At 60.1% G+C, this 14,862-nt stretch carries 16 protein-coding genes; 5 read left to right on the forward strand and 11 right to left on the reverse strand.

The genetic code is table 11. The features are described from left to right. Positions 1-284: 284 nt before the first annotated feature. The 3 genes from H040_RS16865 (at position 285) to H040_RS16875 (ending at position 2,525) form a co-directional block, all read left to right on the forward strand. Positions 285-863 carry a TetR/AcrR family transcriptional regulator gene (locus tag H040_RS16865; protein ID WP_027916862.1) on the forward strand — a complete coding sequence of 193 codons (579 nt, stop codon included), beginning with the start codon at positions 285-287 and terminating at the stop codon, positions 861-863. Between the two features lie 54 nt (positions 864-917). Continuing rightward, positions 918-2,021, forward strand: a complete 1,104-nt coding sequence (locus H040_RS16870) for an alkene reductase (protein ID WP_027916863.1) — start codon at positions 918-920, stop codon at positions 2,019-2,021. Between the two features lie 117 nt (positions 2,022-2,138). Then, positions 2,139-2,525, forward strand: a complete 387-nt coding sequence (locus tag H040_RS16875) for a nuclear transport factor 2 family protein (protein ID WP_027916864.1) — start codon at positions 2,139-2,141, stop codon at positions 2,523-2,525. Between the two features lie 27 nt (positions 2,526-2,552). Here H040_RS16875 and H040_RS16880 read toward each other — a convergent pair whose 3' ends face one another. Then, complete coding sequence (locus H040_RS16880) at positions 2,553-3,455, reverse strand: LysR family transcriptional regulator (protein ID WP_027916865.1); 903 nt, start codon at positions 3,453-3,455, stop codon at positions 2,553-2,555. A gap of 148 nt (positions 3,456-3,603) precedes the next feature. Between H040_RS16880 and H040_RS16885 the strand changes: the two genes are divergently transcribed. Further along, a complete protein-coding gene (locus H040_RS16885; RefSeq protein ID WP_027916866.1) occupies positions 3,604-4,032 on the forward strand; it encodes a VOC family protein in 429 nt (142 codons plus the stop codon). 93 nt (positions 4,033-4,125) lie between these two features. Next, positions 4,126-5,385 (forward strand): cation:dicarboxylate symporter family transporter, encoded by a 1,260-nt coding sequence (locus H040_RS16890; RefSeq protein WP_027916867.1) that lies wholly within the window; start codon positions 4,126-4,128, stop codon positions 5,383-5,385. Between the two features lie 79 nt (positions 5,386-5,464). On the opposite strand, the gene H040_RS16895 is transcribed toward H040_RS16890, so the two are convergent. The 10 genes from H040_RS16895 to H040_RS16945 all read right to left on the reverse strand — a co-directional run bounded on the left by H040_RS16895 (position 5,465) and on the right by H040_RS16945 (position 14,859). Continuing rightward, on the reverse strand, positions 5,465-6,244 hold the full coding sequence (locus H040_RS16895) for a MetQ/NlpA family ABC transporter substrate-binding protein (protein WP_027916868.1): 780 nt from the start codon (positions 6,242-6,244) through the stop codon (positions 5,465-5,467). Next, entirely contained in the window at positions 6,241-7,416 is a 1,176-nt protein-coding gene (solA, locus tag H040_RS16900; protein ID WP_027916869.1) for an N-methyl-L-tryptophan oxidase, read from the reverse strand. Before solA ends, H040_RS16895 begins: the two co-directional genes overlap by 4 nt. Before the next feature lie 103 nt (positions 7,417-7,519). Then, complete coding sequence (locus H040_RS16905; RefSeq protein ID WP_050437156.1) at positions 7,520-8,038, reverse strand: hypothetical protein; 519 nt, start codon at positions 8,036-8,038, stop codon at positions 7,520-7,522. 538 nt (positions 8,039-8,576) lie between these two features. Then, complete coding sequence (locus tag H040_RS16915; protein ID WP_027916870.1) at positions 8,577-9,941, reverse strand: sensor histidine kinase; 1,365 nt, start codon at positions 9,939-9,941, stop codon at positions 8,577-8,579. Continuing rightward, positions 9,938-10,600 (reverse strand): response regulator, encoded by a 663-nt coding sequence (locus tag H040_RS16920; protein WP_027916871.1) that lies wholly within the window; start codon positions 10,598-10,600, stop codon positions 9,938-9,940. Before H040_RS16920 ends, H040_RS16915 begins: the two co-directional genes overlap by 4 nt. Before the next feature lie 2 nt (positions 10,601-10,602). Continuing rightward, the gene (locus tag H040_RS16925; RefSeq protein ID WP_027916872.1) at positions 10,603-11,244 is read right to left on the reverse strand and encodes a hypothetical protein; all 642 of its coding nucleotides are present in this window, start codon (positions 11,242-11,244) and stop codon (positions 10,603-10,605) included. Then, positions 11,241-12,047 carry an SDR family oxidoreductase gene (locus H040_RS16930; RefSeq protein WP_027916873.1) on the reverse strand — a complete coding sequence of 269 codons (807 nt, stop codon included), beginning with the start codon at positions 12,045-12,047 and terminating at the stop codon, positions 11,241-11,243. The genes H040_RS16925 and H040_RS16930 overlap by 4 nt, the downstream gene beginning before the upstream one ends. After that, a complete protein-coding gene (locus H040_RS16935) occupies positions 12,034-12,714 on the reverse strand; it encodes a TenA family transcriptional regulator (RefSeq protein WP_027916874.1) in 681 nt (226 codons plus the stop codon). Before H040_RS16935 ends, H040_RS16930 begins: the two co-directional genes overlap by 14 nt. Before the next feature lie 8 nt (positions 12,715-12,722). Further along, the gene (locus H040_RS16940) at positions 12,723-14,192 is read right to left on the reverse strand and encodes an AMP-binding protein (RefSeq protein ID WP_027916875.1); all 1,470 of its coding nucleotides are present in this window, start codon (positions 14,190-14,192) and stop codon (positions 12,723-12,725) included. Further along, entirely contained in the window at positions 14,182-14,859 is a 678-nt protein-coding gene (locus H040_RS16945) for a thermostable hemolysin (RefSeq protein WP_027916876.1), read from the reverse strand. The genes H040_RS16940 and H040_RS16945 overlap by 11 nt, the downstream gene beginning before the upstream one ends. Positions 14,860-14,862 lie beyond the last annotated feature (3 nt).

The raw sequence follows: 14,862 nt of genomic DNA on the forward strand, positions 1-14,862 counted from the left end.
CCTTGAGCGCCAGTGGGGTCCAGCTGCTTCAGCTTGTGATCGGTTTCACAGGAAGGTCGACCGGCTCGAACGTCATCTCGATGCCGCGCCCAACGTGCACGAGTGTGAAATCAAGAAGGTCGGCCACCAGGCGCTGCGCCCGTCCCGCCGAATGGGTGATGTGGCCGATACTCTGACCTCAGACTAAGCCTGAACGGTAGATACAGGGTGCCGCCGAAGAATGAATCGACCCTCTGTCGAGCGCAGTAGACGACTGGTCTAATCTGGAATAGACTGCGCCCACTATGAAAAAACCAGCCAATGAAATGCGTGAGCACATCCTCGATGTTGCCAGGGCGCTAATGACCCACAAAGGCTACACCGCCGTCGGTCTCAACGAGGTGTTGAGCACGGCGGGTGTGCCCAAGGGCTCGTTCTACCATTACTTCAAGTCCAAGGAAGAATTTGGCCAGGCGTTGCTCGATGTGTACTTCGAGGCGTACCTGGCCCGTATCGAGCCGATTCTCAAGCAGCAGGCCAATGGCGCGCAAAGCCTTCTGAAGTATTTTCAGTACTGGAGCAAAACCCAGTACGACGACGCCGTCGACAACAAATGCCTGGTGGTGAAGCTCGGCGCTGAAGTCTGCGACCTTTCTGAGGTCATGCGTCATGTGCTGGATCAAGGTACTTCCCGCATCATCAGGCTGATCAGCGATAGCATCGAGCGCGGTATCAATGATGGCAGCATCGTTACCAAAGACAGCGCTGCACTCGCCGAATCACTGTATCAACTGTGGTTGGGCGCATCGTTGATGGCGAAAGTTAACCGCTCTGCCCAACCCTTCCAATCGGCTTTGGCCATGACTAAAAGCCTGCTCGGTTGAGCGGCTTTTTTTTACCCGAAAACTAGACGACTGGTCTACTTACTGGAATCCCTCATGACTGACAACAGCACCCGCACCGATCTGTTCGCCCCCACCCGCATGGGCGCCATCGAACTCGCCAACCGCATCGTCATGGCACCCGTCACGCGCAGCCGTTACGCCGAGGACGGTATACCCAATGAGCTGCACGCCACCTACTATGCCCAGCGCGCCTCAGCCGGCCTGATCATCGCCGAAGCGACCAACATCAGCGCCCAAGGCCGTGGCTATGCTGCCACGCCGGGCATCTGGAGCGATGAACAGACCGCTGGCTGGAAGAAAGTCACGGAAGCTGTGCATGCCGAAGGCGGCAAGATCGTGCTGCAACTGTGGCATGTCGGCCGCTTCTCCAGCGTCGAATTGCAGCCTGGCGGCCAGGCACCGGTAGCACCCTCGGCGATCAAGGCCGAGGGCAGTACCTATACGGTCGACGGTTTCGTCCCAGTGTCCACACCGCGCGCCCTGGAAACCCACGAGATCCCCGGCATCATCGAGCAATACCGTACTGCCGCGCGCAACGCCAAGCGCGCGGGGTTCGACGGCGTGGAGGTGCATTCTGCCAACAGCTACCTGCTCGACCAGTTTCTGCGTGATTCCACCAATCAGCGTACCGACCAGTACGGTGGTTCGATCGAAAACCGGGCGCGTCTGACACTTGAAGTCACCCGCGCGGTTGTCGAGATCTGGGGCAGCGACCGGGTTGGCATCCGCCTTTCGCCGGTCACCCCGGACGCTGGCAACACCCCCCCCGACAGCAACGTCATGGGCCTGTTCGGTTACCTGGTGCCCCAGCTGAACGCGCTGAACCTGGCTTACCTGCATTTCGTCGAAGGCGCCACGGCGACCAGCCGCGAAATCCCCGCGGGCGTTGATATGGATGCCCTCAGCAGCTTGTTCGCAGGGCCCTATATCGGTAACAACAACTACGACCTGGAAATGGCCATCGAGCGCCGCGCTGACAACAAGATCGACGCCGTGGCCTTCGGCCGCCTGTTCATCTCCAATCCCGACCTTGTTGAACGCTTGCGCCAGGGTGCGCCGCTGACAGTCGCTTCGCGCGAGAGCTACTACGGGGGTGGCGCCAAGGGGTACACCGACTGGCCCAACGGCAATTACTGAAGGACGCGCTGTGTCATGCCGCGAGCCGCCGTGATTGCCAACACCACCGTAAACGACCCGATCGTCCCCCTACCCGGCAAGACTCGTCATAGCTTTATTCACCACAGGAACAACACCATGAACAAACCCACTTATGTGCAGGAATACAACGCCATCGTCGAAGTACTGAATCAGTACAACGAAGGCGGCAAGCAGGCCAAGAGCAGCCTTATGAAACCGGCGTTCAGTGAGCAGGCCACCATTTTTGGCGTCGATGCCAATGCCAAGCTGGTTGGCGGGCCGATCCAGGGCCTGTTCGACATCATCGACAACCCACCTTTCCGCCCCTCGCCAGAGGCCCAGGGCGTCATCGTCAATATCGATATCGTCGGCACTGCCGCCAGTGCGCGTATCGATACCAACGACATCTCAGGTTTCTGCTTCACCGACTTTTTCAACCTGTTGAAAGTCGAGGGTCAGTGGACGGTGGTCAGCAAGGTCTACCACACCCACATCGCGCCCTGATCTGCGCCGTTTCCGGGCCCCCCGCTGTCACGTGATACCGGGTAGGCCTACCTGGCCTGCTGATTGAGCTGCCGCCTGGACGATCAGGTCGATCAGCAGGGTGACCTGCTCGCTCAACGCGACATTGGCGGGGTAAACCAGGCCAATGTCGCGATGAAACGTGCTCGCGCCAAGGTCATAGGCTCGAACCGACGCTGGCCAGGCATCCCGCGTGATGGTTTGCGGTACCAATGCCACCCCAACGCCCTTCGCGACCAGCTCGGTGATTGCATCCAGCTCGTCCAGCTCGCACACGTCCCTGGTAGTGAAGTGAGCCTGGCGCAGGAAGCGATCGACCTGCCGGCCACCGAACGAAGAGCGTTCGTAACGAATGAAAGGTTGGGTCGAGAGTATGTCGCGCCAGTCACCCTCTGGCAGGCCTGCGGGAACAATCAAGCGGTAGGGTTCGCTTGCCAGCGTTGTCCAATGCAGGTCACTTTGCAATTCGAACGGTGGGCGGATGATTATCGCACAGTCGATTTCCCGTGCATCTACCGCACTGAGCAACTGCAGCGATACCCCTGGAATGATCCGCGTGCGGCATTCAGCCCGCGTGCCATGGAATTGAGCCAATGCTTGCGGCAGCAGTGACCGTTGTATGGACGCAATCGCGCCGATATCTACTTGTACCGATGGCACGCTACCCAGTGCATTGGAACCCAGGCTGTTGTATAGCCTGATCACTTCCTGCGCCTGGATCAGAATTTGCTGGCCCCGCCGGTTCAACTGCGCGTTCCTGCCTTTGCGCTCGAATATCTCGAAGCCAAGCTCCCCTTCAAGCCTTTGCATCTGGGCACTCACCGCAGCCTGTGTGAGGTTGATCCTCACTCCCGCCGCAGCGAATGTGCCCTCTCGGGCCACCGCAACCAGCGTCTTGAGCTCGCGAATCATTTACAAATTTCCTTTGTGTTTTTGACCAAAATATATTGATTTTTTTATTGATTGGCCACTTCTAAACTCTCTCCCAGAACGAAATATACGAGATGTTGCAACGGCATCTCGCCCAGTCGAACCATCAATAGCCCTCCAGGAGCGCCTGATGAACCTGTCCCCTTTCCACCTTGCGATTCCCGTTTACGATATCCCTGCCGCCCGTAAATTCTATGGGGAGGTATTCAATCTCGAAGAGGGGCGCTCTGCTGCTCAGTGGGTTGATTTCAACTTCTACGGTCACCAACTTGTGATTCACGAACATCCCAAGATGGCGTATCAGGAAAACGCTTTGAGCAACCCGGTGGATGGGCACAACGTCCCTGCTCCACACTTTGGCGTGATTCTGCAGTGGGACCAATGGGAGGCACTTGCCGAGCGGCTTACGGCCCTGGGCACCCAGTTTGTCATCGAACCGTACATACGCTTCAAGGGACAGGTGGGTGAGCAAGCCACGATGTTCCTATTTGACCCGTGCGGCAATGCACTGGAATTCAAAGCGTTCAAAGACATGGCACAGATATTCGCCAAGTCATAGTGATTACACAACGTGCGCCCGCGTGAGCCCCTCGCTCACGCATCTAGCTACTGCCGTCCGTGCAGCACACCTTCTATAAAAAAGGCTAGAGTCATGAAAAGAATCCCACTGGTCTGGCAGATCATTGCCGGCTTGTTCCTTGGCATCCTTGTAGGCGGGTACCTGAATACCCATCCAGAGCATCAGCAATGGGTAAGCAGTGAAGTGCTGAAGCCCTTGGGTGACATCTTCATCAAGATGATGAAGATGATTGTCGTCCCTATTGTCTTCTGCTGCATGGTGCTGGGCATCGCGGGTGGCGGGGACAACAAGTCATTTGGTCGCATGGGGGCCAAATCCCTTGCTTACTTCTTCGCTATCACGACGCTGGCGATCATTGTGGGGCTTGTCCTTGGTAACCTGCTGGAGCCCGGATCGGGCACCGTGATCGCAGGTATGGCGCATGCCGATGCGGTCATGAAACCTGAGCCCTCCAAAGGCGCCCTGATCATTCTGCAAAATATCGTACCGGATAATATCGTTCTCTCATTATCTGAAGGCAAGCTGCTCTCAATTCTGTTCTTCGCCGTGTTGTTTGGCATGGCCTTGAATGCCCTGCCCCGCGAGAAAAGCGCCCCGGTTGTCGCAACATTGCAGGGCACTGCTGACGCAATGTTCAAACTGGTCAGCTATGTCATGGCTTACGCACCGATCGGGGTGTTCGGGATGATCGGCGCTACAGTCGCCACCTTTGGTTTCGCCGCGCTACTCCCCCTGCTCAAGTTGATCGGTGTTGTTTACCTGGCACTCTTTCTGTTCGCTTTTGTCATACTCGGCGGGATCTGTTATTTGATCGGCGAGCACCTGTTCACGCTTGTTCGTTACTTCAAGGACGAACTGATTCTGGCGTGCTCCAGTGCAGCGTCCGCTGCCGTAATGCCCCAACTGATGGTAAAACTTGAGGACTATGGTGTTCCACGACGTATTGTCAGTTTTGTCGTACCCGTGGGGTACGCGTTCAACCTTGACGGCGCGTCTATATTCCTGGGTGTCGCGACAATATTCATTGCGCAGCTTTATGGAATAGACCTCAGCCTTTCTCAGCAAATTCTACTGGTCGTGACCATGGTGCTGACCTCAAAAGGCGCTGCGGGTGTCCCCGGCTTTGCGATCATCATCCTCTCGGCGACATTGGCATCGGCCGGGCTGCCACTCGAGGCTGTTGCACTGGTGGCAGGGATCTTCCGGGTCATTGAAAGCGGCACCACCACGCTCAATGTGCTCGGGAACGCCATCGCGCCGCTGGTCATAAGCCGATGGGAAGGGGTTCAAAGGAACGTTGCCGAGCGAGACCCGCTTCTGGACAGAAGCTGAGCGGGATACCGATCTGAAATCCGCGAGCCGTCACGGGCCTGGCCCGTGACGGCTTGATGTGCGATGTCAGTTCAAGGGGTCAGAACGCCGGCACCACATCGCCGTGATAACGCTCAAGAATGAACTGCTTGACCTGCGGCGAGTTCAACAACGCCCCGAGCTTCTGCACGGCCGGGTCGTTGGCTTTGTCCCTGCGCACGTACAGGTAGTTGGCGTACGGCGACTCGGAGCTTTCGATGAACAACGCATCCTTGTGCGGCACCAGCTTGGCTTCCAGCGCGTAGTTGGCGTTGATCAGCGCCATGTCCACCTGGCCCAGCACGCGCGGCAGCATGGCCGCTTCAAGCTCCTTGAACTTCAGGTGCTTGGGGTTGCTGGTGATGTCGGCGGCGGTTGCCATGATGTTGCTGGGGTCTTTCAGCGTGATCAGGCCCTGCTTGGCGATCAGCAGCAGGGCGCGCCCGGAGTTGGTGGGGTCGTTGGGAATGGCGACGGTGGCGCCGTCCTTCAGCTCGGCGACCGATTTGACCGTGCTCGAGTAGGCACCGAACGGCTCGATGTGAACGGCTACAACCGGTACCTGGTCGCTGCTCGGGCGGTCTTTCTTGTAGGCCTCGTAATACGGCTTGCTCTGGAAGTAGTTGGCATCCAGCCGCCCCTCATCCACCTGGCGGTCCGGCTGGATATAGTCGGTGAACACCTTCACCTCAAGCTCCACCCCCTGCTTGGCCAGCTCAGGTTTGAGAAACGCCAGAATTTCGGCGTGAGGCACAGGCACCACGGCAATCTTGAGCGTTTCGGCATGCGCAGCACCGAGGGAGGCAGCCAGCAGGGCAAGGGAAAGTGCAATGCGCTTCACAGGGTTTTTCCTTCGAATCGTTCAAGGGTGAAAGAGGACAGATCAAGGTCGGTAGTGCCGCCTGTGCACCACTGGGCGAAGGCCTCGCCCAGGGCCGCCGAGTGTTTGAAACCGTGGCCAGAACAGGCTGACACCACCAGGGTGTGGTTGAGCGTGGGGTGTTGGTCGATGATGAAATGCCGGTCTGGGGTGACGGTGTAGGCGCAAACGGCCGACTTGAGGACCTTGTCGGTGACCCCGGCAATCCGGCCTTGCACTTGCTGCTGGTACATCTCCCTTCCTTCCGCGGCAGAAACAGTGCGGTCCAGCAGGTCAGGCTGCGAGGCCGTATGGTACTGGGCCGTGGCGATTTTCAGGCTGCCCTCGCCAGGTTGCGCGGGGAAGCCGTAGTTGATTTTGTCGTCCCCGCGCCCATGGGTGAAGATGAACGTGGGCGACGCACCCTCTAGGGCCGCGCCGTCTTCAAGCTCAAACCAGAACAGCCTCTGCCGGTAGACACTCAGCAACCGGTCGAAAGGCTCACCCAACAACCCGCCGGTCCAGTTACCGGCGCTGAACACCAGCTTGCGGGCCTTCACCGTGCGCAGGTCGGTGGTGACCGTGACGCCCTCTTCATCCGAGCTGATCTGGGTAACCGATTCGCCCGTGTGCAAGGTGGCGCCGTGCTGCACCGCCAAACGCAACTGCACCTCGATGCAACGCTCGGGGCGCACGAAACCGCCACCCGGCTCGAAGTAGCCGATTGCGTCATCGCGCACGTGGGCGAATTGTGGGAAGCGCTGGCGGATTTGTTCTGCGTCGAGGACTTCGTGGTCGATCCCGTAGGTCTGGGCCAACCCGATGGTGCGCAAGGTGAAGTCGGTTTTATCGGCGGGGTCGAAGTCGGGGCTGGAGGTCAGCGCAAGCAAGCCGGATTGTTCGAACAAAGATTCGCCGCTCTCTGCTTCCAGTTCGCGCCAGATTTGCTGAGCCCGCCTGACGATAGGCACGTACTGTGCCCCTTCCCCCACGGACAGCCGGGTAATTCGCGTATCACCGTGGCTGGAACCGAAGGTATGCGGCGGGTGGTAGCGGTCGATGCCCACCACATCGACGCCTGCCTTGGCCAACTGATACGTGGTAGCGGCGCCCATGGCGCCCAGACCGATGACGACTACTTCACAGTGCTCCACAGACAGCGCTCGCTCAAAAAGGCGCTAGTTGAAAACACATGGTCCCAGGAGACAAAGAATTAAAGGGTATATGGTTATGCCTTAGCGCCTTGGACTTGCCCGCTTAGCGCGCAACCAATAGGTAAACCTTGCCTATGAGGACGACCACACCCAATACCAGTACCGCGATACTGAACCAGGGCTTTTTAGGCGGCGGGCCGTCTGGGTAGTCGTCGACACGGCTGGGCGGCAGTACGCCGGCACGCTGCAGGCGCAACTCCACCAGGCGCTGGCGCATGGCGCGGTGTCGCTTGCTGTTCACCACCAGCAGCCCCAGCAAGGACAGCGTGAGGATCACGTATTGCAACGGGCCGGCATGGCGCGTGCCGAACACGCTGATCGCCGTGAGAGCAGGCCCTACGAGGCACGGCGAGACCAACCAGAGCCCCCAACGAAAGCCGCGGATCATCGCGAACTGGCCGGCGCAAAACAGCATAAGCAGCGTCAGCGCCCCAGTAAGGAGGTAAGCGCCCCTGTCCGGCAGGTTGTGCAGGTAGCTGCTGTCCCACAACCCAATGCCGCTCCCCGCTGCCACCATGCACAGCAAGGTGCCCAGCGCGAAGGTTGGGGCATAGCGTGTCATGAAGGCTTCGTGTTGGTCGGGGGTGAGTCTTCCGGTGGGGGGCATCTTGACGCTCCTTGTCAGCTATTGAGGGGACATGCTGCCACAGGTCGCTCGATATTTAGAGGTCGAGGAGGACCGCTATCGACCCATAGCTGTCACTGATGAACAGCAGCATCCCTTTCTAGAGCCAGCGCCTGACCTGTCTGCAGTGAGGTAGCCCGTATCACCGTGGCAGCATGCGTCTTCAAGTCGTGGTGTGCCAGGCCTGCACAAGCATGAAAACCAATCAGTGCGTAACCAGCGTTACCTACCCGCTCATACCAGTCCTTCAGTGTTCTGGCCAACGCAGGATCGACAGGAACAGGCGAAGGCAGCGTGATGCCCCAGTGCGGTGCTCAGCATTGCGCTGATGGGTATCGCCGTATCAGCGTTGGTAGGGGTACGCCTGGTTGGTCGGCTGAGCCCACGTCCTCCCATCCTGCCCACGCTTAAGGAAGTCTGAAGTGACCAGCGTCAGATGCCAGCTGTATCGTTGGCAGCGACTCTGCTGGGGGATTCAACCCACTGGAAACAGCAAGGTGGCGGCTAGCCCGCCGCTTGCTCGATTACGCAAAAGCACCTGCCCGCCCATCCGGTCAACGATGGTCGCCACGATGGAAAGCCCAAGGCCTGCACCATTGGGACTGTTACGGCTATAGAAGCGCTCGAATACGCGCGACAGACTCGCCTCATCGATACCTGGCCCCTCGTCCTCGACGGTCAGCTCGAAGTGATCGTCCAGGCGCCTGAGTGACACTGCGATGCGGCCAGCGCGCGGTGAGTGCTCCACCGCGTTGGACACCAGGTTCTGCAGCGCGATGCCCAGGGCGCCAGCATCGATCGCCAGGTGAGGGTCGCCTTCACCAATATCTAACGAGGGCTCCAGGCCGCGGCCCAGTATCCACGGGGTCAGGTCAGCCAAGGTCTCGGTGACCACTTCGGCCAGGTCGACCTGAGTGCTGACTCGCTGCCCCAGCCTTGGCTCGACACGGGCCAGCGTCAGCAACTGGTTGACAACCCGGGTGAGTCGGTCGACCCCGCCCATCAAATAGTCCAGCGCTTTGTGCCGCTCTGCCTCGTTGCTGGCCTCCAGCGCGTTCTGCGCATGCAGGCGGAGAACGGCCAGGGGGGTGCGCATTTCGTGGGCGGCATCGGCAATGAACCGATGCTCACGCCGCAGCAGGTCCTCAGTCTGCGCCAACAAGCGGTTGATGGCGGCCTGCATGGGCTCCAGCTCCGAGGGCAGCGGCACCAATTGCAGCGGCTCCAGCGAATCGGCGTGACGCCCACGGATGACGTTGGCCATGTTCTGCAAAGGCCGCAGTCCCCAGCCGATAGCGGCCCAAACCAGCAGTGCCAATACCAGGCTGCCAAGCAGGAACGGGAGCAGGGTGTGGCGAACGATACGGTCGATCAAGTCGTAGCGCACATCGTCACGCTCGCCCACCCAGATCACCCAGTGTCGTTCCGGCACCGGCAGCACGAAACCGCGCCATTGCTCGCCACCACTGGAAAAGTCGTAGAAACCGGGGACCGTCGGTGGAGGGTCGATGGTCGGTGCACTGGGTGTGTGCACCAGCAGGCCGGCGCCGTCCTGCCAGACCTGGAATGCCAGCTTGCTCTCGTAGGGGTGGCCTACCCGATGGTGACCCGCCTGGGCCAATGCCTCGTTGAATGCCTGGTACATCGCTTCACGCGAGCCACTTTGCACCGGCAGGCTCATGACGCCCTGCAGCAAGCGAGCGTTCTGGGCCAGGTGCGCGTCGTACACCTCGTTAATTTCATGGCGGCTGTCGTGATAGTTATAGAGCGCCAGCAGACCGGTCCCCAGCAGCAGCAACAGCATCACCCGCCACAGGGTGCGTTGGCGCAGCGAGCTCATGCCTTGGCCTCGACCAGATAGCCAATGCCGCGCACCGTACGGATCAGCCCGTTGAACAGCTTCTTGCGAAGGTGGTAGATGTTCACCTCCAGCGTATTGCTCTCCGGCTCCTCATCCCAGCCATACAGCAACTGGGTCAGGCGTTCGCGGGTGAATACCTTGCCTGGCTGGGCCAGCAACTCGTGCAGCAGCCTGTACTCCTTAGGGGTCAGCACCACTTCAACGCCGTTGTAATGAACTTGCTGGGTAGCGGGGTCGAGGCTGACTCCGGCATGCTCGATCATGACCTTGGCGCGTCCGGCGCTGCGCCTGAGCAACGCGCGCAAGCGTGCCTTCAGCTCGTTGAGGTCGAACGGTTTGACTAGGTAATCGTCGGCGCCGGCATCCAGGCCGGTGATGCGATCATCGAGGGCATCCCGTGCGGTGAGAATCAGCACCGGCAGGCTATCGCCGCCGGCGCGTACCCGCCGCAGGAGCTCAATGCCATCCATGCGGGGCAATCCTAGGTCCAGGATCACCAGGTCGAAGGTCTCGTGCTGCAACGCATGCAAGGCGCTGACACCGTCACGCAACCAGTCAAGGGTGTAGCCCTCCTGGCGCAAACCGTCGCAGATCCCTTCTCCCAGTGCGATGTCATCCTCAACCAGCAATAGCCGCATGTTCAGTCCTGTTTATCCTTGATCGCCTTGAGTAAAGCATCGATATCCGCGCGACGGCCCTGATCAGCCAGCTCACGCCCCGGCCGGGGTGGTGCTTGCAAGGCTTTCTGCAGGGCTGCGGTAGCCTCCGGATAGCGCTTTTGTCGATACAGATGATCAGCCCAGAAATAGTTGCTGTCGATACCGCTGGGGTTGATCTGCAGGGCTTTGCGCAGCATCTTGTCGGCCATCTCGGCATCGCCGAAGCCAATCGGCCAGCCGGGCACTTGATCGTACAGCGTGCCCAGGCTGGTATAGGCCGAGCCCTGCAAAGCGTTGGGGTCCAGTTTCATGGCCTGCTCCAGGCTAGCCTTCGCCGCCTTTACCTTGCCTAGTGCTCCAAGGCCACCGGTAGCCCCCGCCCAGCTGCTGTTGATGATGCCCTCCCAGATCAATGGCTCTGGTGTACCGGGGTACTGATGAACGAAGGCCGCCGCGTCACCCGCTAGCTTTTCGAGGGCGTCAGCACGTTTGTCCTTGGGTAACTGGTACTGGATCTGTGCCCAGCGCTGCTGCAGGTCACTCAGGTGCTGTGTGCCTGTCTGATCCAGTGCCCAGGTGGAAGGTGCGAATGCCAGCAAGCTGGCAATGAACAGTCGCTTCATTTCATCGACTCCTTGGAGTGGCTACCAATGTATCGGCGAATGACAGGCAATTGCTTGCGTAATGCGCGGTCGACTACTCCCGGCAACATGCCGTTAATGCGCACGAAGAGCTTTTCCGGCCAGCCTAGGTAAAGCTCGCTGCGTTCAGACTGCACGGCCTCAAGCACTGCACGGGCGACATCCGCCGGGTCGTCCATGCCGACTTTCAACGCCTGATTGAGCGCTGTGGCAGCACTGCTGTTCATCGCCGTGCGGGTCGCACGAGGTGCTGCATACAGCACATTCACCGTGGTGTCGGCCAGCTCGCGCCGCAGTGCTTCCGAAAAGCCACGCAGGGCGAATTTGCTGGCGCAGTAGGTGGCATAGCCGGGATAGCCAATCGAGCCATAGGTTGACCCGACATTGACCACCAAGGCCGTGGGCTGAGCACGCAGCAATGGCAGGCAGCCACGTGTCAGCTGCAGTGGTGCGTTCAGATTGATGTCAAGCAGCTCATCGAGCTCGTGCTCGTCTAATTGATCGAGCAAGGCGAAGCGGTTCACACCGGCAGCGTTGATCAGAACGTTGACATTGCCCATCTTGCGGGCTCGGTCGACGATTTGTTCACGCCCTACCTGGCTGCGTAGGTCAGCTTCTTGCCAGCGCAAACGGTCCGGGTACCGATTCATCAGGCCAGCCAGCTTGCCCATGTGCCGGCTGACCGCCAGCACCTGGGCACCGGCTGCGCACAGCTGCTCGGCCAGCTCCAAGCCAATACCCCCACTGGCGCCGGTGAGGATCACCACGGATTCAGGCAAGCGCATGATGCACCTCGTGCTTCCCGACGCGCGGCAAGCCCTGGAACATCTCGGTGTACAAGCGGTAGACGACCTTTGCCGCGTTGATGACAGCCTGCTGGTCGCCCTCATCATCGAGGCGGTCCATTAACTGTTTGTAGGTCACCATGTGGTCCTGGTCGAGCGCACCATGGGAACTCAGGTAGCTGAACGCCTGGCCAGGCAAGCCCAGCGTACTCTGAATGGTGCCCGCCGCCTGTGTGGCCAAGGCTATGCTGGTGCCTTCGAGCACATTGACCATGCCGAACAGCCCGACAGGGTTGCCGCGTGCAATCAGGTCGTAGAGGTAGGCGACCATCAGCTCGATTGGCAGCGCTGGCCGACCATCACGCACGGCCTCCCAGTCGCCGCCGCAAGCCTTGATGTCGTTGAGGATCCACTGTTCGTGGCCGTACTCCTCTTGGATGTATTCGCACACCGCACCGCGTAGCCATTCCAGGCGCGACGGCAAACGCGCGCCACAGGCCATCATCAGTGGCACCGTATGGCGGACATGGTGGTAGGCCTGCGTCAAGAAGGCGACGTAGCTCTCCAGACTGACCTGGCTGGCCAACGCATCCCGGATTACCGGCACTGCGAATAAAGCCTGACGTTCCTGGGCAGTGTGTGTTTGCAAAGTATCGAAAAAAGACATGGTGAACCTCACAACGGGATGTCGGATAACAGGGCGTGGTAACGCTGCAAGATCGCCTCGCGTCGTGGGCGGCCGTTGGCAGTCAGGGTTTCATCAATGGGGCTCAACGGGGCCGGCAAACGGCGCCATGTATGCACCTGGGCGTAATCGGGCAGTTGCGCGTTGCAGAGCTGCACGGCCAGCTCGATAGCCTCGTCGCTGGCGGTGGGATCCAGCGGCCACAGCAGTGCCAGGTTGTGCGGCAAGGCTTCGCCATGCACGAAGGCCTGGGCGATGACGCCGCTCTGAGTGAGCTCGGCTTCGACCCATTCGGGGTTGACGTTGCGCCCGAAGCTGGTGATGAACTGGTGTTTCTTGCGTCCGTCGAGGTAAAGGTAGCCCTCTTCGTCGAGGTGACCGAGGTCGCCCGTCGCCCACCACTCGCCGGTGACCGGCGCCTCTTCCAGGTAACCCAGCAAGGTCGAGCCAGCCACCAGCACCTCACCATCTTCAGCAATGCGCACCTGAACATGGGGCAAGGGCTTACCGACGCTGCCAGGGCGAACGGCCCCCGGTCGGTTCAGCGCTACCACTGAGGCACATTCGGACAAGCCGTAGCCTTCGAACACCGGCAAGCCGACCGCATCGGCCCGAGCCAACAGGTTGGCTGATACCCGGGCGCCGCCCACTGCCACGAAGCGCAGTGGGCCGACGCCCATGAGCCCGCGCTCGATGGCGGTGACCAGCCCCATCAGCAGTTGCGGCACCAGGATTAGGCTCTGTGCACCGCTCAGGGCAATCGCAGCGAGCAAGCGCTTGAAATCCACCTGGCTTGCGCCGCCCATGCCCAACTGCTGCTGCGGGTAGAGCTGGACGCAGGCGCCTGCCATGAGCGCAGCATATACACCGAGGTTCTCCAGCAATACACCCAGAGGCAGTACCGCCAAGTATCGCTGCGGCTCGGTTGGTCGGCTTGCAGCCTCCAGTTCCCGCGCAACCCGCAACATGGCTTCGGCGCCCAGGCATACGCCCTTGGGCCTTCCGGTACTGCCGGAGGTATAGGTGATCTTTGCGGTGCCCGTCGGCATTTCAGGCGCGACAACACCATCACGCGCCAGGATGTCTTCTGCCGGCTGTTGGGTAAACCCTTGCTCAAGGAGTTGGGCGGTCCACTGCGTCTCGCACAGCACGCTCGTGGCACCACTCTGCTGCAGGCAGTGTTGGAGCTGAGCCGCACTGAAGAACGGCGGTACGATCACACAAGCGCGCTCGGCAAAAAGAGCCGCCAGGTCCCAGAAGAGCAATTCAGGTCCGTTATCCAGCACCATGGCCAACGTGCCCGGTGGTTGGCTCAACAAGCGGGCTGCACGGCATTCGACCTCGTCAAGCAATTGCAGGTAGGTGAAACGCTGAACCGGGCCCTGAACAGCTACAGCATCAGGTTTTTGCTGGGCATGCTGGAGCAACAACGCCTGAAAGAGGTGCAGTTCATGCGGCATGGCCGGCCTCCTGGGCCAGATTGGGGAATCCAAGGCGCTGGAACACCCCCGTCCGGGTTAAGGCATCGAATCCATAGCCGATGTTGCCGGCGAACACTTGAGGCCGTTGGTCGTAGTACGTCCCCCACTGATTCGACTGCCCCTGCAAACGCTCAGGATCGGCCGCAGCCAAAACGGTAGGCATCAGTCCCAGCCGTTGAAAGCTGTTGATCAGTGTCGCTGCGCCAGTGAATGCCACCCACTCCAGGCCTCGCAAGGCCAACAACCAGGTCACGGCAATGATCATGATGCGGGCGCTGCCAGCGCTGAGTGAAGCCAAGTTGCCCACTTCGACCATGCATGAACGGTCCAAGGCAACGCCAGCGACCTGCGAAACGGCGGCCTCCAAAGGCGCGTCCAGATACCGCTCGAGAAAAAGAGGACCGGCGCGGGCTGGTCGCATGCCGGCCGCTGCGATCAGCCGTCCGTGGCTGTCATGCAATGCCAGCAGCTCTGGCAGGTAATGCTGCACATCCGCTTGGTGCACGGTAGCAAAGCAGTGGTGGATGAAGTGCTCCAGACCCTCGCGTGTAGAGTCGCCTGCCAGATGAAGCGACAGCCGCGCGTGATGGTCGGCATGGCTGCCTATAGGAAGCGGGAGCAGGTTGCTCCATTGAGATTCGTTCATGGA

The sequence above is a fragment of the Pseudomonas sp. URMO17WK12:I7 genome, assembly GCF_003269045.1.
Taxonomy (GTDB): Bacteria; Pseudomonadota; Gammaproteobacteria; order Pseudomonadales; family Pseudomonadaceae; genus Aquipseudomonas; species Aquipseudomonas putida_J.